Below are 19352 nucleotides of genomic sequence, written 5' to 3' on the forward strand. Positions count from 1 at the left end.
CTTTATTAATAACCCGGATTCTGTACCAGATTGGGATTTTGGTCTATTTTTGACTGAGGTACAGGAAGCCTGTATGAATCTTGGTTGAAAGGATATATCTGCGCTTTGCGGCCCGAATCTTTTGCATATACCGCATTCATTACGCTTTCTACTTTGTTAAGGCGCACAAGGTCGAACCAGCGCTGACCTTCGAAAGCAAGTTCCATACGGCGTTCTTTCAGTAATGCTTCCTCCATTGCATCTTTATTACTACGTACAGTAGAAGACAATTTTGCAAGCCCTGCACGCTGACGTATCTTATCGATGATATTGGCTGCAGTACTCAGGTCGGGACTACTTTTCATAATTAAGGCCTCTGCTTTGAGCAGAAGTATATCTGCATATCTGAATTTAATGATACTGCTATAAGCTGAGCGGCATTTATACATAAACGGATAGTTATCTTTCGGATAGTAGTTGCTCCAATCGCATTTATAATACACAACAGATTGATTATAACGTATTTCATCACCCTCACTTGTGTACAGTTTGATAAGGTCACGCGACGGGGTAATCCATTTAGCCCATGTGAAGTTATTATTCCAGTTGACGATGTCACGGCCATACATCCATGTAACCCAGTTGCCACTACCGGGGAAAAACTGGGCTTCAAGTATAGATTCCTTTGTATTACGCATTTTTGCATCAGTATTGGTATCATTCATACCGAATAAGTCACTGAAATCACCTACAAGGTCAAAACCGTCCGATGTTACCAGATCGCAATATTGTACTACTTTATCATAGTTTCTTAAAGGTTTCTCTGCATATACTTTGGCCAATAAGGTGCGCGCAACTGATTTTGTAAATAACGTCTTATTATCCGGATTGTTGTCCGGAGCAGCAGCAAGTGATTCCAACAAATCTTTTTCAATCTGTGCATATACCTCTTCCTCTGTACTTTGGGATGGGAAATATTCAGGATATACTTCTCCAACTGTTTCAGAAGTGATATCACCGGCTACAGTTGTAATCAAAGGTACACTACCGAAGATACGAACCATATCGAAATAAACCATAGCCCTGAATATCAATGCCTGAGCTTTATATGTAGCACGTTCTGAATCTGAAATACCACTGATTGCCGGATCATCAATGTTTACAATCAGCTTATTAGCTCTTGCAATATCTTCCAAATAACGTTCCCAGTCGCGGTTAACTACCGAATTTGATCCTTCAATAGAATTATTTTCAAACGGAACAACTTCAGCACCTGTAGTTCCGGCATATGCATTATCGGAATGGGAGTCGGCTATCAGAAGTAAATCCAGATACCAGTGCTCCTGGCGATCCCTCATCTGGTTATAAATAGTTGTCATATGACTTTCTACAGCAGCCTTATCTTTGAATACAATTTCCTTTTCGGACTCGGTAACCCCTTCCGTCACATCCGAATAAGTATCAAGTGGATCATAATTCAGATCACAGGATGTTATAAGAAGTGCGAGACTGCACATTGCACAACCGAATATATATTTGATTTTCATATTATTTTATTTATTAGAATTCGACATTAAGACCAAATACAAATGACTTACTATGTGGATAAGTACCCCAGTCGATACCTTGCACAGCACCACTATTACCCCATTGGTTCACTTCAGGGTCCATTCCTGAATAGCTGGTCCATGTAATAAGGTTTGTCGCCGTAAAGTATGGTTGCAGGCGACTAACACCCCATTTCTTGAGTATACCACCGCGGAAGTTGTATGAAAGACTTATATCCTTTACTCTCAGATAACTGCCGTCTTCTACAAAGTATGAAGAGTTTTTTATATTAAAGTTTGCTTTCGGAACATCTGTAATCTGTCCCGGAACTCTCCATCTGTCGAGTACACGTGTAGACTGGTTTTTACCGTCATACATACCCTCTGTTTCTATCTTCGATGCATTATAGATATCATTTCCGTAAGAACCCTGTATGAAAATGCTCAGGCTCAAATCTTTCCACGAGAATGTATTTGTCAGTCCGAATGTGAAGTCAGGATTCGGGTCTCCGATATATGTACGGTCAGTTGAAGTTATTTTTCCATCGCCGTTTCTGTCATCATATATCAGATCACCGGTTTCAGGATCGACACCCATATTCACATATCCATAGAATCCGCCGAGAGAGCGTCCCGGTTCGTTGCGAACTACTGCTTCATGAAGTACGTCGCTAGTCCAGCCATCTGTGTAGATTTGCTGTAAAGCCAGTTTTTCAAGCCTGTTTTTATTGAATGAAATATTGAAATCGGTATTCCAAGAGAACATACCTTCCAGATTGCGGGAACTCACTGAGAATTCAAATCCTTTATTTGTCATTTCACCTTCATTCCGCTGGATACTGCTTGCGGCAGCAGCTCCGGTAGGCAATGAAACCCACATCAACATATCTTTTGTTCTCTTGTAATAATAATCGACATTTACTGTCAGTCTGCTCTTCAAAGCGGTAAAGTCAATACCCACATTTGTCTGTGTTGTAGTTTCCCAAGTAAGGTCGGAAGTTCTGAGGTTTGCCTGACTGATAGTAGGAATAGCATTATCCTGACCTTCTTTAAACCATTCGACTCTACTAATATTATAACGTTGAAGATAGCCGTAGTCTCCGATTCCCGATTGATTTCCGGTTTGTCCCCAACCTCCACGAAGTTTTAAATCGTCAAGCCATTCTACACTGTTCATGAATTCTTCCGATGATATGCGCCATGCGGCCGAGAATGAAGGGAATGTACCCCATCTGTGGTCTGGATGTAGTTTCGAAGAACCATCGGCACGTACATTAGCAGTGAACAGATACTTGCTGTCATAGTTATAGGCTGCACGTCCAAAGTAAGACATAATACCCCATTGAGAGGCTCCTGTTCCAGTACCTGTCCATGATATCTTATTTGCAGCATTCAGAGTCTGTATAGAGTTATTGCGATAGTTCGAACCGCTTATCCAGCTATTTCTATAGTCAGAATCTGTCCATGAACTACCGGCCATAGCTTCTATACCATGCTTGTTAAACGATTTAGAATAAGTCAATATATTATCGAATGTGATAACCGTATTCATATTCCGGTTGTCCCAACCCGAGCCCCAGTCATCTCTGTCATCAGCATGGACAACAGGAGTAAATCCGGTTTCCAAAGCGTTTCTACGATCAAGAGTGAAGGATGATTTCAGTGTCAACTCAGGGATGAAAGTAAACAAAAGACTACCGGAAGCAATCAGACGGTTCTCTTTAGTCCGGTTATTTTTCCCATTTTCCAGACTTTCTATTGGATTTGCGATATTCATACCATAAAAAGATCTGTTGTAAAGGTGGTTTTCCTCATCTTTAAATATCGGAATGCTGGTCGGCAGGTTCACTACCGAAAGTACAACGCCACCTCTGTTTGAGCCTTGTCCTGTCGTAATTCCATTTTTTACATTATCCGAATAAGAAACATTCGCACTAAGAGTAAGCCATTTACGTACCTGATTGTCGATATTAGCCCTGAAATTGTAGCGTTTGAACATAGCTGCATTCAATACTCCCTTTTCATCGAGATATCCGGCAGATACGAAATATTTCAGTTTATCTGTTCCATCGGTAATAGATGCCTGGTAGCTCTGTGTAATACCGGTTTTGTATACTTCATCAAACCAGTTAGTTACATCAGTCGTTCCGTCAGGTACAGAGACCAGTCCGATTTCGTCCTGCAATTCCTTATACTGGGCAGCATTCAGCGACTTAATTTTATTGGATACTTTATTAAGTCCCAGCTGGGCATTGAATGCTATTTTAGCATTACCGCTTTGCCCTGCTTTAGTCGTAATAATAATTACACCATTAGCTGCACGCGAACCGTAGATAGCTGCAGAAGAAGCATCTTTCAATATTTGCAGGCTTGCGATATCGTTCGGTGCAAGGAAATTGATATTGTCTACGGGTACTCCGTCTACTACATACAATGGGTCATTGCTTGCATTGAAAGATGTGGTACCGCGTACACGGATCGAAAGTTCAGCTCCCGGAGATCCATTTGGCTGGATGACATTAACCCCTGCGGCTTTCCCCTGAATAGCCTGTCCTGCCGAAACAATCGGCCGCTGGTCAATATCTTTGGTAGAGACAGTAGAAATGGCTGTAGTAACGTCTTTGCGTTTTACTGTTCCGTAACCAATAACAACCACTTCATTCAGCGCTTCGCTCGATTCAACCAGTTTAATGTCAATCTGGGCCGAGTTGGCAAGCACTTCCTGCGGATTGTATCCGATATAACTGATTGTCAATATAGTACCCTGAGGCACTCCGAGTTCAAATTTACCGTCAATGTCCGTAACAGTCCCGTTGGTGGTTCCTTTTTGCACAACAGAGACACCAATCAGCGGCTCTCCCGTACCAGAATCGGTTACAGTACCTTTCACTTGTATATTTGTCTGTGCATTGGCTGGAATAGCCAGCATCAGGGCAAATATCACACATAAGCTAAGGAAGAAATGTTTTCTTGATAAGCAATACTTCATAAGTTTCATGATATTGATTAGTGATACACATAGTATGAAGAATAGGTCAAACGACTTTTTGTAATATAAAAAAGGTTAACTGATTCTTTTCAAACCAAAGGTATAAATACGGAAATTCCAATACTTTTCTTTCATAAAAAAAGTACTAAATCAAAAAATTAAAAATCTAATAATCAAATTATTGGATAAAAAATGAGAAAGAAAAAAGTACTGGTTTGGGACTGAATGATTAATCTGCTTTGTGTTGTATAGTACCAATTTTTTTAACAATTTCTTCGAATTCGTCACGCGAAACTGCAGCTTTGTTTCTGACTTTTGTCCGGTAGTTGTAAACAGTTCGTAACGAATATCTTAAAAAACTGGCTATTTTAACGCTATCCGTTATACCTAAACGTATCAGGGCAAAAATTCGTAACTCTGTATTAAGTAGTTCACCGTATTTTGGAAGAATTTGTTCGTTGGGCATCAGTAATGAATTAAATTCTTCGACGAATGTGGGGTATATATTCAGGAAGATGGCATCGAAGTTCTTATATAACTCCTCCAGTTCATTTTCTACAATAGTTGTGGACTTCAGCATCTTAAACAAATCATCAAGCTGATTATTCGCAGCTTTCTTATTAAGAGATTTTCTGTAACCTTCAAGTTTATCGATATAGGCAGAGCACAGGTCAAAGAAATGAGCAATATATTCTTCCTTCACGTGATTGGCCTCCTGCAGATTATTGTTGGCAGTATGCAAATCATCATTAAGTTTCGTCAGTTTTACATTAGTACGGTACAACTCTTTTCTTATCATAGACAGCCTTTTCATCTGCTTGTAAGTATACACAATACCTGCTATAAGCACAACAGAAAGGATACTGATGAGAATAAGATATGTCTGTAGTTCCGATTTCTGTTTCTTTTCCTTTTCCTGATAAGATGCATTGATTATCGGATAAAATGCCGATGCATCAACTGCTCTATAACGCACATTGCAAAATACGGCATCATCCACTGCCGCCTGAATAAACCGGTACGCTTCGTCAATATCACCCAAATCATAAAAAGTAAGTGCAAGGCTTTGCATGGAAGCATTGTCTTTTATACTGTTTTCAATATCTGCTATCGCAGATATACTAAAATATTTTTTTTGTAACTCTATATTTCCTTCATCCTTATATGTATACCCTAAAAGATATGCAATCATTGCCCGCTCCAGATTCTTATCCGTAGTCTTTTCCAGCAGAGATAGAAGAACTTCTCTGGCCTGCTCTTTCTCTTTCCCGCCAGATCTGCCTTCATATAGTATTTTTGTAGCATACATCAGCTGATATTTAAGAGACTGCGGATCTAGTATAGTTAAGAGAGTATCACGGTAAAGGCTGCTTTTAGCATAATACTCATAGTGGTTATTGCTTTGCCCGTAATGGCTGTAAAATTCCAGATAACTTTCATAGTAGTATGATAAAAATTCCGGCACTAAACTTTTCTTCTCTATATTATCCAAAATCTCTTTAGCTTCGATATACATCCCCTTTGTAGAGTATAACCAGGCCAACTGCATATTTGTTTCCTGCTTCAATTTCACTGAGCCGAGAATATCTGCAATTTTCTGGTTTGCTGCATTATAATGTACAGCAGAGTCGGAAATATATTTTTTATATTCTTCACTCAGTTTATAATTAATATCATACCTCTGTTCTAAAGACAGATTACTCAGCGTCAGCATCTGTTTCATATCCCGTATCTTCTGCTCCTTATTTTCCATATATAAGGATTTATTATCCAATGCCCTTCCTAATTTCAAGGACAAGGAATCCTTTTTACCTGCAGAGAAAGATGTGCTTGTAAAAAAGAGAAACAAGAAGACTAGCAGGATACATTTTTTCATAATATTCCCGATGGTTGTACAAACTTATATAAGGTAATCATTATTATTTGCAATTACAAAGTTAATAGAGATAACTAAATAAACATAAAATTAATGTTTTGAAAATAAAAAACCGATCTGTTATCTCACAGACCAGTTTTTATTTGTGATAAAATAATAAAATAACGTATTCAGATTGTATTTTTAATATCCCTTTTGTAACCAATTCGTGTTTGTATTCAAAACTACTGGCAGGAATAGGGAAAATCCGGCGGTTTTCTCTGTCAATTGACTCACCACATATTATCCGGAAACCGCGTAGACTGATATTAGCATTAAGAGATAATACCATTACCCTGTCAATAATAAATATCTTTATCCGCTCATTCAATAATCATTCAATTAAGTAATCTGTTAACTAATCCTATAGCGAATAAAAACTATTTTTTCTTAATATCTTACACTATTTGTCTTTGCGACATCCTCTAATTTGTCTTATAACAAATCTGAAAGAACTGGTATTTCTTAGTATTAAATATTTTTATCGACTCCCTCAATTATCAAATAATTCAGATATAAATACTTTTCAGCTTTCTAGACTTGAGTTATATCTAACCAATAATATAGTTTTCATTCACTTCTATCTAAGAATTCGCCACTCTATATACCTATAAATAGGTAAAACAGATGCAAATTATAACTATATATTGCGATTGAAGAAAAAGCTATAAATTATTATCTTCGCGAACAAAATTATAATGCACACGCAATTTTAAGCATGAATACTGTTATACTATGCGATAATATCACCCACTATTACGGGGATAAATTAATATATGAAAATCTGAGTTTTGACGTAAAACAAGGTAAAATACTCGGTTTATTAGGTAAAAACGGTACAGGAAAGACAACAATCATTAACATTCTCAATGGATACTTGAAACCCCGATCGGGAGAGTGCTATATGTTTGACGAAGATATGGAACACATATCTCCTGCAACAAAGGCCAGAATAGGCCTTTTATTAGAAGGACATATCCAACACACTTATTTCAATGTCCGTCAGATTGAACGGTTTTACAGTCGTTTTTACCCTAACTGGAAAAATGAGGCATATTACGAATTGCTCAAAAAACTTCAAGTAACAGAAACACAGCCAATAAGTACTATGTCTTGCGGGCAACGCTCTCAGGTCGCCTTGGGTCTATTGTTTGCCCAAGACCCAGATCTGTTGATCCTCGACGACTTTTCGATGGGACTTGATCCGGGATATCGCAGGTTGTTTATTGAATATCTGAAAGAATATGCCACAGCTGAAAACAAAACCATATTCCTCACATCCCACATTATCCAAGATATGGAAATGCTCATTGATGATTGCATGATACTTGATTATGGGCGATTGTTACTACATGAGCCAACACACTATATCTTGGATAATTTCAGACGATTTCGATTCAAATCGGACGTTCTGGAAATACTTTCAGCTGACGGCTTGTGGAATAGTGAAAAAATTGGTTCATCATGGGAAACTTACTCATTTCTCTCCGATGAAGAGGTAAAAAAAATACTATCGCAATATCAAATAAGTGATCTGAAAGTAGAAAAACTTTCACTTGAAGATGCCTTTATCGGACTAACTGGAAAATATTAATCAGACAGACTATGTTTCAAGCATTATTTTATAAAGAATGGGTTAAGACTCGTCGGATCATAATTCTTATAGGAGCTATTTTTGCAGGAATTATAATTTATAGTTTTATCAATACCGGACAAACATTCCGAATCGGAGGTTCTGTTCAGGCATGGGCTGATATCATATTGAAAGATGCACCCGTCTTTCCTTCCATTATACAATGGTTGCCATTGTTAACTGCATTATTATTGGCTTTTGCCCAATTTGTTCCTGAGATGACAAATAAAAGATTGAAGTTATCTTTACACTTGCCAATGCCCGAGACAAAAATAATTTCAACTATGCTTTGTTATGGACTTGTTATTTTGGTCATAATTTACCTGATAACTTATATTATTCTGATAACAGGTTTATCTTTTTATTACCCTCAGGAAATAAGAATTCTAGCATTTTGGAAGTCACTCCCATGGTTTATTGCCGGATTAACAGGTTATCTATTAGCTACATGGATATGTCTAGAACCTGTCTGGCGCCAACGAATATACAATGCTTTTATATCCATTTGTATATTGGCCCTGTTCTTTATCAGGGCACAGTCCGGAGCATATCTGCCGCTATTATACGTGTTGGCAATCATTGTTATTATTGGGTTTGGATTGCCATTTTATTCTGCTACTCGTTTCAAAGAAGGTAAACAATAAAAATATTCTATAAATATTTGAAAGAAACAACGATGAGATATAAAAACATAATATATTACTCAATCCTCATCCTCACCACTCTTCTGATGATGTGGTTGCTACCCGTACTAGTAAGTAAGCTTACTTACAAACCAGACCGTTATCCATTTGTCTATTATAGTACCATCCTTAACGAACTCGCTGTCATAGACTATACGAATAAGCAGCTACCGATGAGTGACAAAAAAGGAAATACCTATACTACCTCAGAAATGGATTCACTCCTTCCGATGCTCAATTATCGTCAATTGATGAGCGATGGACGTCTACCTGATAGTATAAAAGGACAAGAGATAAATGCCAGAATATTGAGGGCAAAATCGTTTACATTCAGGTATGACCCGGCAGAAATAAAAACGCCAAATAACGGACTGTATATATTGTTTGAATCGATGCCTAAACGCGTAGGACTGACAATGCCTGATGATGTATTCCGCATGAAAGATAAAATAGAGTTTATCAATACTGAAAGTAATAAAGTGGATGAGGCGAAAAGCCAGATATTTCAGGAAGAGCTAAGCAAAAACGGATACACCTTCCCTTCCAGCTGGCTTATAGGCAACCCTAATCCCAGAAAGCCATACGATGAAGGGTATTTCAGTCTGGACAATAAGGGACAACTATTTCATATGAAGATGGTAAACGGACGTCCATATATTAAAAACACAGGTATTGGAGACAAAATAGATATTGCTTATTTCTCTATGCTTGAAGTACCTGACAAACGCTTCTACGGATTTCTTTTCAGCGAACAAGGTGATATATATATTATACAGAATGAAGTGGGTAACTATCAGACCCTCAAACTGGAGATACCACCAATCGACATAGAGGCAGATCAGATAATCATTATGGGAAATCTTTTCGAATGGACTGTATCTATTACAAAACCCGAAGGTAAACAATGTTATGGTTTAGATAATAATTCGTTGAAACAACTTGACGAACACTTTATACAACGTGAGCTAGGAAAATGGGATAAAGTTTCAGAATGGGTGTTTCCAGTGTATCTGACAGTGGAGAGTAAAGATTCCAATTATCTAACGCCTACATTCCTTTATACAGGAGTCTATGCCTTAGTTTTGAATATATTACTAGCAATAATTGGTGGAATATGCTTCTCTAATATAACAAAAAGACGTATCTTTAATGCTATATATATATTGATAACAGGTGTAGCCGGATTTTTAGCATTACTCATACTACCTAAATTCAGAAAAAATTAAATTAAACATTATCATCATATGAAAAAGTTACTTTTTATTACACTTATTACATGTTTATTTATTTCATGTGGAAATAAGAAATCAGAAAATGCAGAGCAAACAGCTGAAACCACAACAACAGAAACTACAGCTAAAGTATATAAACTGGATGAGTTGTTGACCGTTGCAGACCAAATGATTGACAAAACTGTAAAGGTAAGAGGAAATGTGACACATACCTGTAAGCACTCTGGAAAAAGATGTTTCATCGTTGGGGAAAGTGGAAACGTATCGATGAGAGTAGAAGCTAAAGGCAATATTGGCGGTTTTAATCGCGAATTGGTAGGTTCCGAACTCGAAATAACTGGAGTTCTGAAAGAACGTCGCCTGACAAAGGAATACATCGATCAGATGGAAAAGGATACTAATGAGAAAGCGCTCAAGGAAGACGGATCTGCAGAAACTTGCCAAGCTGAATTGAATAATATAGCCAGTATGCGAGAATGGATGAAGGCTCATAACAAAGATTATTATTCGCTATATTATATGGATGGGCAAGACTATGACGCCATCTGATCCTAAGATTAAAAACAAAATTACAAAATGGGCGCGAATCATCCATCGGAATTTGGGATTTCTGATGGTTGGCGTTTGTTTAGTCTATGCCATATCAGGGATATTACTCAACCACATGGATGGAAAAGACCCTGCATTCCGTACCGAAGAAGCAACCATCCAACTTACAACCGACCTAACACGAGAAGAGCTTGCTGTGGCATGGGACGACAGGAAAGATCTCCCTCCTTTGCGTAAAATACTACCTATAGATGAAGAGCATCTACGCTTGATGCTTGATGGAGGTGTCGGGGTATATAATATCAAGAAAGGTACTATCGACTACGAGACATATAAAAAAAGAGAATTTGTATATTGGATAAATAAACTCCACTACAATAAGATAAAAGGATGGAGTATTATGGGCGATTTCTTTGCCGTATCCCTTATCTTTTTTGCTTTGTCGGGACTGGTTATGGTTAGAGGTAAAAAAGGAATCGCAGGAAGAGGCAAATGGTATCTTATTTTAGGGTTATTAATTCCTGTTATATACGTTATATTAGCATAGTTAAGGACATAACGGATATTTCCGGAATTAGAAATAGCAGCCTACTGTTATACCAAGCGATCCGAATGTACTTCCTGAAAGATATTCAACGTCGAGTCCCTTGGCTACTTGATATTGTACATTTCCATAAATAGCTATATCTTTATCTATTGGACGCTGATATCCAAACCCTGCAGTAAAATGAATTTGCAGGTTTGTCAGATACTCATATTCTCTGTGCAAATATGAATCCAACATAGTTGGAGAACTACCTCCGGATGATCCTGTTGAATATATGCCATCATTTTTATCGGTACCACCACCTTTACTGAAACCAGTACCTAATAACAATTTGTATATCTGCCCTTTGCCTGTAAAAATATTTCGATTAGCTGAAATATCTATGTTTGCCACATTTATTGTTTGTTTCCTATAATAAGGATAAAGAGAAGCCGTCTTTTTTTGCTGATAAAAATTAATATCAGCTTTCAGTACCCATGTGGGGTTATAGTTTACTATATCAACATTAGCCGTATACGCCAGTTTCGCTGTTAGCCTATCCTGATCTAACACCTTATTGGTTCCATAATATATAATTGTAAGCAAACCGCCGGGAGTAGTATTTACATTATAAATATTTTCATTATTTTCGAGGTTCTCTTTTCCTGCATATAACTCTATAGAGTGTAAATCACGACCAGAGGCTATAGATAATACCCCGTTATATTCATACACCGATGCATTATGTTTAGAGTAAATAATGGATGATGATGAGTTTTTGCCATAAAAACCATCTCGTGATTTATACGTTAATTCATTAAACAACTTTATCTTTTCGGAAAGTCTCAGACCTAATTGAACCGATCCTCCATTAAATCTATTGAATAAAGGTTTGTCATCCCCATCCTTAGTATATCCTCCATCACCAAATTCTTCCCGACGACCGAAGAAAGCCCCTAAATCGATAAGAGAATAATATCGCATATCTTTATTTCCATATGTTTTAAACTCTATACCTTCTATAGTGCGTCTATAAAAGTAGTTGATTCCGACCTCGAGGAAGTTACTGATAGGATAGCTCGCACCAATAGTCAACGACAAATCTGTCAGCTTGTTTTTGTGTCTCAAATCTTTAAATTTCGCATAATTGGTTGCCAAATAATCGATCTTACCGCCTACTTTCAGCCCTTTATAAACATCTACGCTTATAGCTCCTATAAGATGATAGTTTTCCATTTGTTTTTCTCCGGCAGTGCTATCAGCTTCAGCTATTATGTTGAAGGGATTATAGTAAGGATCGATAAAAGATGCTCCCCCCATGTGCTTTCCTTTAAAATTGTCATATGAGACCTTTCCGTATACTACTACTTTAGGCGACAATCGGTAAAACGACTCAGCCTTACCACCAAATACATAGCTATTATCCGATTGGTAATAATTAATAAACTTGCCGTCGCTCTTGTTGAAAGAAACCTCCCCATAAGAGACATCGTCCAACAATAGCTTATACAAACCAGAGGCATTATTGCTCGTTAACCACGGATCGGATTTGCTCACATATTCAAAATCGTGAAAATACTCCTCGTTATTCTGAGCATAAAGGGCGGAGTAAAATACTCCGCCTATTATAAGCATTATAAGATGTTTATGCATTCTTCACTTAATTTCTTAGAGACGCCTTGCTACGTTGGTGAAAATCGTTAGTAGAATTATTTGTATCCTTATAGACTATACGCGCTCCATTCTTGATAGAAGCCTCGGCATCAATACCGCTTATATCTGTTGTTTCTGTACCCAAAGAATAACTATAAACCAATTTTGATTCATTTCCTTCGATTGCAAGAGTAGCTTCTTTATCCACATTGCGATATAAGGTATATCCATATCCATCTGTATAATAAACATACCCTCCATCTACATCTGCAGTTAATCGTTTATTATTATCAGTATAATCTTTTCTAAACACTTCTATTCCATCAACAACCCATTCTACAGGTACTTTCTTTCGAACCTGACTTGTTAGATTGTTGTAATAACTGGTCTTACTTGCATTAGTGACAAAATCTGCTAAATCTTCTTTAGGTGAAAATATAAAGAATGCAGGAGAACTTATACTTATTACCCACGCATTTCCTGTACCATAATGATAGGCTTTCATATGGTGAGATGCAGGAATTCCAACCGGAGTGGGATAGCTTGTTGTATTAGCGTATGCTGTCAAGTCATAAGTACAATAATATTCCGAATTGTTAAAGTTAATAGATTTGCTGTAAAGCGCTGTATTATCCACAGCATTATTCAGTGCTATTACAATTTGTTTTCCGGGCTCAAGGCTTACAGAATTTGTGAAATACCAGATTCCTGTTCCGGCAGGAATCCAACCCTCAGATTCATATGATAAAACACCATTTACATAATCTCTATTCGTTCCATTCGAATTATAAGGTAAAGTTACGCCCAAGCAAATTTTATCTAATGTTGCTGTTGCTTCTGAATTGTTATATAGAATGACATATTTATCATTAATAAAAGTTCCAGAACCATCATCTTTTTGACAGCCACCAACATATAGCTCTTTAATTATCACTTGACTTCCCTTCGAGACCTTAAGCTCCAGATCGATGACTGTTGCAGCATCCCAGTTTTGCGTAATAGAAATATTGCTCTTTATTCCATTATAGTTATATTCTGAACCACTAATGTAACGGTCTTCTGTAGCCGAAACTTCATACACACCTGCAAGTACAGTAAAAACAGCTTTTCCACTGGCATCTGTTTTCGATTTGTATGTAGAACTACTTGTAGAACTATATAGATTAACTTCAACACCCTCTTTAGTCGATATATCGTTTGGATATACCAACTGAACAGTAATGGTATACGTTTTTTGCCCATCATCACTATCATCACTACATGAGTTGAAAGCCAGAATGAGCATACACAATAATAAGTAGAGTAGATTTTTTTTCATTTTTATAATAAAATTTTTACAATTACTAAATTTTTATTCTTAAAGACAGCCCATAGTAAAATGACGGTATATAACCACTTCCATACAAGCTCGATTCGGCATTAGTATTGCTGTTTTTTACTTTTGCCATGCTATTCAGAAAGTTTTTTGCAGTAAACGATATTGAAGCATATTTTCCTACCTCTTTAGTAACGGACAAATTTGCAGAGAAATAAGCGGATAATTTATTCGAAACAAATGTATAGTCATTCGTCGTCACATTAATGAGCCTATACAAGTCATTATAAAGATTTATATCATTTATTTTGGCCCAAGCCAGTTTTTCGGCAAAAGGTATTTTAGTATTAGGATCATCATAGGAAGTATAATAGAGCGGAAAAACTGCTGCATATTGGTTTCCTGCATATATATCACCTCCTAGATTTGTAGATAGATCATTCTTATCAACAACAAAAGCCATGGTCTTACCTTCGTATTCACTTATGTTTTGTTTATAGTTGTAGAGCGAACTCTCTACCCGTAACGAAACAATCAACCTTATTTTAGGAATGTGTGTTGTAATAGTCAGGTTAGTATTCAATTTTTTGACAATAGACCCATTGTATGTACTATTTGTTGAACCAACATAGTGAGCAATGTATGGATATTCTTTCCATGTAGTGTTCAAATTTTGATATAATGTTTCATCAATTCCTTTATAGTAATAATATTTGCCATCTAATCGGAAGGAAGTGCTCAGTGCCGAAATTTTATCGAAATCGAATACCCATTCAAGCCCTCTTCTTAGGATGGGCGATCCATTCTCTCTGGTAGAATTTGTTTTAAATGTTTTGGTTTCAACGTATGTCAGTTGTTCGCTTGGATAAGTTCCGGTTTTGTCCGATACTATTACTTGTCCTGTATTCTGGTCTATAGAAAAAACTCTATTCCCGGAAGGTATAGCAGACGATTCTAGCTGAGCATGATCGGTAAAATTATATGAGAAAGGCGAGTAACTTGTATTGTTTACATAAGGATCGATGGTTTTGTTATTATAGAATGAAAGAGATATGCTTACACCTTTCATCTTCAGGTCAAGCCCAATTTCTTGTAATCTTTCCTTTTGCCATTTCAGATTAGGGTTATATTCAGGATCGGTAGGGATAATGTAATATCCTTTGGCATTAGTCTCGTTAAATATAATAATATCTTTGTACGATGTTTGTGGATATAAAACCGAAAATGTTGGCAGTTTGACGGTTTCTCCAATACCGGCACGGATAGCCAGATTCTTAACTAAAGAGCTATTAACCGGAATATTATATCTCAGATTGAACCGTGGCGAAAAGCTACTGACAGTACCATACTCTGATCCACTTATCATTGTAATTTCGGATCGTAATCCAGCAGTAACTTGCAAAAATGTATTCTCTATAGGTATATTTATTTGCTCCTGTGCATAAAGAGATAAATTATTCATTGCCGGCAATTTATCATAGCGGTACCCCCTCCATGTAGGAGCAACATTCATATCATCATAATATGTTCCTCTCCCTTTATTTTCAGAACGCTTATAATCTATTCCAAGTACTATTTTATTATTTAATTGCCCAAACTTTTTCGCCCAATTTGCTTTTATTTTTGCTGTATAATCTAAATATTTATTATCTATTATTGATAGCTCATACCAGTTCCCTCCGGGCCGAAGGATAATCTCCGCATTCGGATTGTCTGCATATGTTCCAGTGCCTATAAAATAGCCTTCTTCTTTGCCATGTAGTACGGCAGTAGGAACTGCGCTATTATTATATTTATTCTCTTTATTTAATCTGTCATTATAGTTGACCGAGGCTGAAGCAACTATACTGGTAAGCCAGGGTTTATTAATCATCCAGTTTACATCAAGGAAACCTCGAAGTACGTTGTCACGTTGTTTATTATATGTATCTTGATAATAATCAGGATCGCTTTTGCTGTCATATCCGCCTATATTCCCTGTCAATCCGACTTTTAAAACTATAGGTTGACCAATTTGCTTATTAAAAGTATTAGCATAAGTAAGAGACAGAATATTTCTGGCATATGTTGTATAAGGAGAAGCTAGATCTGAAATAGATTGTGTATGTTCAATATTTGTATTTAATATTCCATTATTTACCCCTAAATCAAAACCCTTGCTTAAAGCATATTGTTTCGTATTCGGTTCTGTTATAAGATCTATTAGAAGAGGTGTTTTTCCTGAGCGCGTATTTATTTTGACAATCCCGTTCGACATATCTCCATATTCAACGGATGGAACGCCTGTGATGACCTCTACAGATTCGATATTACTCGTGCCTATACTCCGTGTATCAATACCTCTGTGGTTACTAACATTCGAGATATCATTCATGGTAGCATTCGAAGACAGTTGAACGCCATCCACAGAAACAATCGTCCCCAGAGTAGGGTTTCCCATTTCGGCGGTACCTCCGCTACGCAATGAAAAACGCTGTGCTACAGTTAAATTATTAGCTCCATTAGTAGACTCTCCCGGCAATAGAGACGAAATATTCGCTACATCCAATATCTGAGCATGATCGAGCATAGTTCGACTTATCAAGTAACTAGTGGTAGCCTCGTCTGCTCTTCGTTGAGCCGTGACAACAACCTCATTAAGAGTAAGATTATCCTCTTTCAGATGGAAAGTTAGTTCTGATACATTTTTCTTTAGTATTATTTCAAACTCCTGAGCGACATATCCCAGATTAGACATTCGAATAGTGAGTATTCCTGAAGGAATGTTATTTATAAAAAAATGCCCCTTCTCGTCAGTTATTGCCCACACATCATAATCCAACAACGTAACAATGGCATTGCTAATGGGCTCGTTAGTCCGAGATGATAACACATTGCCTTGAATAGAATAAGTCTGCCCCAAGATAGAACTTGTATACAAAACTACAACTCCAATCAGCGATAATAATCTCAACATATCTTTTAAAAAGAGCCCCAAAGTTCGGGATATTTTAAGGCTTTTACAATAACAAAGTATTGGTAAATTAGCTATGTCTAATACCAACAAATAGGTATTACACGGGTTTATTTTGTACACATGTGTTTCAAATGATCTAAATGAAAAGCATCAAAGATTGCAATCTTCTCCTCTCCTGCCTGATGCTGGTTCACCCTCAGAATATCCACAATTTCATTTTCAGGATTGATCACGACATTACCCTCAAACCAAGCAGCAAAGTACCCGTCCATACTGAAACTCCATCCCATAGCATCAGGCCCGCCTTGTGTATATGGAGATTGGCTTATTTGAGCATTTCTTGCTAAATCCCCATTCTGGAAATCTTCAGGGGAATAATAGACAGTTAGTGTATTTTGATCATAATGTAAGAATGTATAATCATCAATTCTCTGGCTATACGTTGATCCAATATTCGTATATGTTGTGGTAAAACTACCGTTTTCGCCTTCATATGTCTTTGTTACAGTTTCATCATCTCCTTTCTGCCACATAACATTTCCTTTGTCATCTCTATACCAATCCATTCCCGTCGGGTCTATATGTTTCATCGGATTGTTCGCCACCCACGCATACGGACTCCAGCTATAGTAATTCTCCGCATATGGGTCAGGGGTGAGGGTAAGTGGAATTCCGGGGTCATATAACCGTGCGCCACTGTCATATAGATTTAAGCCGTTCCTACCATCCAATTCCTTATTATTATACTTATACGGCTGAACACCTGCTCCCGTAGCATCCGCAAACGGCATTCCGAAAGGATAATACTGCGTACTCTGAACCACCGATGCCGCTGCATTGGCTACTATCCGGTTGTTACCCAGATGGTCGGTGATGTAAAAGTAATAATTTCCTCCTTCATAATAACCCCATCAACCAGAATTATTTTAAATAATTGGATACTATACCACTAGCTCAAAAAAAGTTACAAAAGTTACACTTTTTCTATCTCTTTTTTCCCCGTAAACCCATCATTGTATTTTATATTTATTAACTATATATAGTTAAAAGGTAACAAAAGTAACAGACTTTTCAATAACTTTTATCCTGTATCTTTTTTGCTCCGCTGAACAAAATGTATATGCTATAGATAAATAATCCTGCCGACGATGATACCGGCAGGATTATAATTATTGCTGTGCAACACTCAGACGGGGCGTCTGCGCGAGCGGGGGCGGCTAAGTTCCCGTCCATACTGAAACTCCATCCCATAGCATCAGGCCCGCCTTGTGTATATGGAGATTGCGGGCTTAGCTTTTACATTATTTGTTTTTATTTAGTAAAATGAGTGTAGATATCGATATTCCTAAATTCAACAAAGCAACTAATATTAATGATAAGTAAATAATATTTTTTTCTCCAAAGAAGAGAAATAGAATCCCTGTTAATATCAAATAGACTATCGAATAAACTATCATTAATACAGAATACAAATAATTCCACTTCTGATTTGATGTAATCCACTTCGAAAGACCCAAAGTAAATATACTGACAGATAGTACTTTAGGCAGAATGCCAAAACCGTGCATATTAAAAATAACAATAGCTTGTATTATCCAATATACAACAGATAGATTTATAAAAACTTTACTCTTGTTCATTGAAGCTTTGTTATTTCTTTCTTATATAAGTTCCATTAGGATTACTATTTCTTATGGCTTTAAATGCTTGACTTGGCAACCAAGGGGTAACTTCTTTAGTAGATGGGCCAATCATTACATCTGTCATCCTTTTTGTTTCAGAAGTCTTTATCCCTACAGCATTCAATGATCTCTGGACTGCTGTCGCACAATTATTACTAAATATACCATATTCTTCATTTTGGCTAATACCTACAAAAGTTTCTCTTATAGTGGCATCTTGTTCTGGCGTTGTCGCCAAAATATAGCCTTCTGTAAAACCATATTTATTAATACTCTTATCATCTTTATCTCCTTTTGAATTATATGCACTTTGCATAAATTGTTCTGGGCTATCAAATTCTCCTACTGCTAAATCATCAAATTTTCGTCCTCCTAGATGAATATCTGTGCCAGGAATATATACATTATCGCCATTAACAGAATAGTATTGCCACTTTCCTTTGTCATTCTGAATTAAAATAGCCATGTGTTCCCCATCATTCATATTTAAAACAGTAATACTATCTCCTTTTATATCAATATTTCGTATTGGATTATTCCCCGCGTATACATACGGACTAATGCTATAATACTTCTCCGCCAGCGGATCGACCGTTGTAAACCTAGGGACATCCAGAGCCAAACGTCTAGCAGAATAATCATACATGTTCAACCCGTGCATCTGATCCAGTTCCTTATTATTGTACTTATACG

The 19352-nt window shown here is 37.0% G+C and carries 13 protein-coding genes; 5 read left to right on the top strand and 8 right to left on the bottom strand.

Annotated features, from left to right (window positions below; genetic code table 11):
- Positions 1-5 precede the first annotated feature (5 nt).
- The 3 genes from B3317_RS16995 to B3317_RS17005 all read right to left on the bottom strand — a co-directional run bounded on the left by B3317_RS16995 (position 6) and on the right by B3317_RS17005 (position 6268).
- Positions 6-1526: a RagB/SusD family nutrient uptake outer membrane protein gene (locus tag B3317_RS16995; protein ID WP_291113927.1), complete on the bottom strand. Its 1521-nt coding sequence runs from the start codon at positions 1524-1526 to the stop codon at positions 6-8.
- A 13-nt stretch (positions 1527-1539) separates the two neighbouring features.
- The gene (locus B3317_RS17000) at positions 1540-4515 is read right to left on the bottom strand and encodes a SusC/RagA family TonB-linked outer membrane protein (protein ID WP_291113930.1); all 2976 of its coding nucleotides are present in this window, start codon (positions 4513-4515) and stop codon (positions 1540-1542) included.
- Positions 4516-4744: 229 nt separating this feature from the next.
- Complete coding sequence (locus tag B3317_RS17005; RefSeq protein ID WP_291113933.1) at positions 4745-6268, bottom strand: DUF6377 domain-containing protein; 1524 nt, start codon at positions 6266-6268, stop codon at positions 4745-4747.
- Positions 6269-7148: 880 nt separating this feature from the next.
- On the opposite strand from B3317_RS17005, the gene B3317_RS17010 reads away from it, so the two are divergent.
- Genes B3317_RS17010 through B3317_RS17030 form a run of 5 tightly spaced genes read left to right on the top strand, consistent with a single transcriptional unit; the run spans position 7149 to position 11074 of the window.
- A complete protein-coding gene (locus B3317_RS17010) occupies positions 7149-8024 on the top strand; it encodes an ABC transporter ATP-binding protein (RefSeq protein WP_291113936.1) in 876 nt (291 codons plus the stop codon).
- Between the two features lie 11 nt (positions 8025-8035).
- On the top strand, positions 8036-8707 hold the full coding sequence (locus tag B3317_RS17015; protein WP_291113939.1) for a hypothetical protein: 672 nt from the start codon (positions 8036-8038) through the stop codon (positions 8705-8707).
- Positions 8708-8739: 32 nt separating this feature from the next.
- On the top strand, positions 8740-9972 hold the full coding sequence (locus tag B3317_RS17020; RefSeq protein ID WP_291113941.1) for a DUF4857 domain-containing protein: 1233 nt from the start codon (positions 8740-8742) through the stop codon (positions 9970-9972).
- 18 nt (positions 9973-9990) lie between these two features.
- The gene (locus B3317_RS17025) at positions 9991-10527 is read left to right on the top strand and encodes a hypothetical protein (protein WP_291113944.1); all 537 of its coding nucleotides are present in this window, start codon (positions 9991-9993) and stop codon (positions 10525-10527) included.
- Positions 10502-11074 (top strand): PepSY-associated TM helix domain-containing protein, encoded by a 573-nt coding sequence (locus B3317_RS17030; protein WP_291113946.1) that lies wholly within the window; start codon positions 10502-10504, stop codon positions 11072-11074. Before B3317_RS17025 ends, B3317_RS17030 begins: the two co-directional genes overlap by 26 nt.
- 27 nt (positions 11075-11101) lie before the next feature.
- Here B3317_RS17030 and B3317_RS17035 read toward each other — a convergent pair whose 3' ends face one another.
- The 5 genes from B3317_RS17035 to B3317_RS17055 form a co-directional block, all read right to left on the bottom strand.
- Positions 11102-12688, bottom strand: a complete 1587-nt coding sequence (locus B3317_RS17035) for a DUF6850 family outer membrane beta-barrel protein (protein ID WP_291113947.1) — start codon at positions 12686-12688, stop codon at positions 11102-11104.
- A gap of 25 nt (positions 12689-12713) precedes the next feature.
- The gene (locus tag B3317_RS17040; protein WP_291113948.1) at positions 12714-14024 is read right to left on the bottom strand and encodes a DUF4876 domain-containing protein; all 1311 of its coding nucleotides are present in this window, start codon (positions 14022-14024) and stop codon (positions 12714-12716) included.
- Positions 14025-14049: 25 nt separating this feature from the next.
- Entirely contained in the window at positions 14050-16977 is a 2928-nt protein-coding gene (locus B3317_RS17045; protein WP_291113949.1) for a TonB-dependent receptor, read from the bottom strand.
- 107 nt (positions 16978-17084) lie between these two features.
- The gene (locus tag B3317_RS17050; RefSeq protein WP_291113950.1) at positions 17085-17801 is read right to left on the bottom strand and encodes an RHS repeat-associated core domain-containing protein; all 717 of its coding nucleotides are present in this window, start codon (positions 17799-17801) and stop codon (positions 17085-17087) included.
- A gap of 826 nt (positions 17802-18627) precedes the next feature.
- On the bottom strand, positions 18628-19352 hold a 725-nt coding region (locus tag B3317_RS17055; RefSeq protein WP_291113952.1), incomplete at its 5' end, for an RHS repeat-associated core domain-containing protein.

The organism is Dysgonomonas sp. UBA7710 (assembly GCF_002482385.1).
Classification (GTDB): Bacteria; Bacteroidota; Bacteroidia; order Bacteroidales; family Dysgonomonadaceae; genus Dysgonomonas.

What these genes read in the sequence shown, in the direction of transcription:
- B3317_RS17000 (WP_291113930.1), bottom strand. Translation starts at nt 4,515, where the DNA reads ATGAAGTATTGCTTATCAAGAAAACATTTCTTCCTTAGCTTATGTGTG.
- B3317_RS17020 (WP_291113941.1), top strand. Translation starts at nt 8,740, where the DNA reads ATGAGATATAAAAACATAATATATTACTCAATCCTCATCCTCACCACT.
- B3317_RS17040 (WP_291113948.1), bottom strand. Translation starts at nt 14,024, where the DNA reads ATGAAAAAAAATCTACTCTACTTATTATTGTGTATGCTCATTCTGGCT.
- B3317_RS16995 (WP_291113927.1), bottom strand. Translation starts at nt 1,526, where the DNA reads ATGAAAATCAAATATATATTCGGTTGTGCAATGTGCAGTCTCGCACTT.
- B3317_RS17015 (WP_291113939.1), top strand. Translation starts at nt 8,036, where the DNA reads ATGTTTCAAGCATTATTTTATAAAGAATGGGTTAAGACTCGTCGGATC.
- B3317_RS17045 (WP_291113949.1), bottom strand. Translation starts at nt 16,977, where the DNA reads ATGTTGAGATTATTATCGCTGATTGGAGTTGTAGTTTTGTATACAAGT.
- B3317_RS17025 (WP_291113944.1), top strand. Translation starts at nt 9,991, where the DNA reads ATGAAAAAGTTACTTTTTATTACACTTATTACATGTTTATTTATTTCA.
- B3317_RS17035 (WP_291113947.1), bottom strand. Translation starts at nt 12,688, where the DNA reads ATGCTTATAATAGGCGGAGTATTTTACTCCGCCCTTTATGCTCAGAAT.
- B3317_RS17005 (WP_291113933.1), bottom strand. Translation starts at nt 6,268, where the DNA reads ATGGAAAATAAGGAGCAGAAGATACGGGATATGAAACAGATGCTGACG.
- B3317_RS17010 (WP_291113936.1), top strand. Translation starts at nt 7,149, where the DNA reads ATGAATACTGTTATACTATGCGATAATATCACCCACTATTACGGGGAT.
- B3317_RS17030 (WP_291113946.1), top strand. Translation starts at nt 10,502, where the DNA reads ATGGGCAAGACTATGACGCCATCTGATCCTAAGATTAAAAACAAAATT.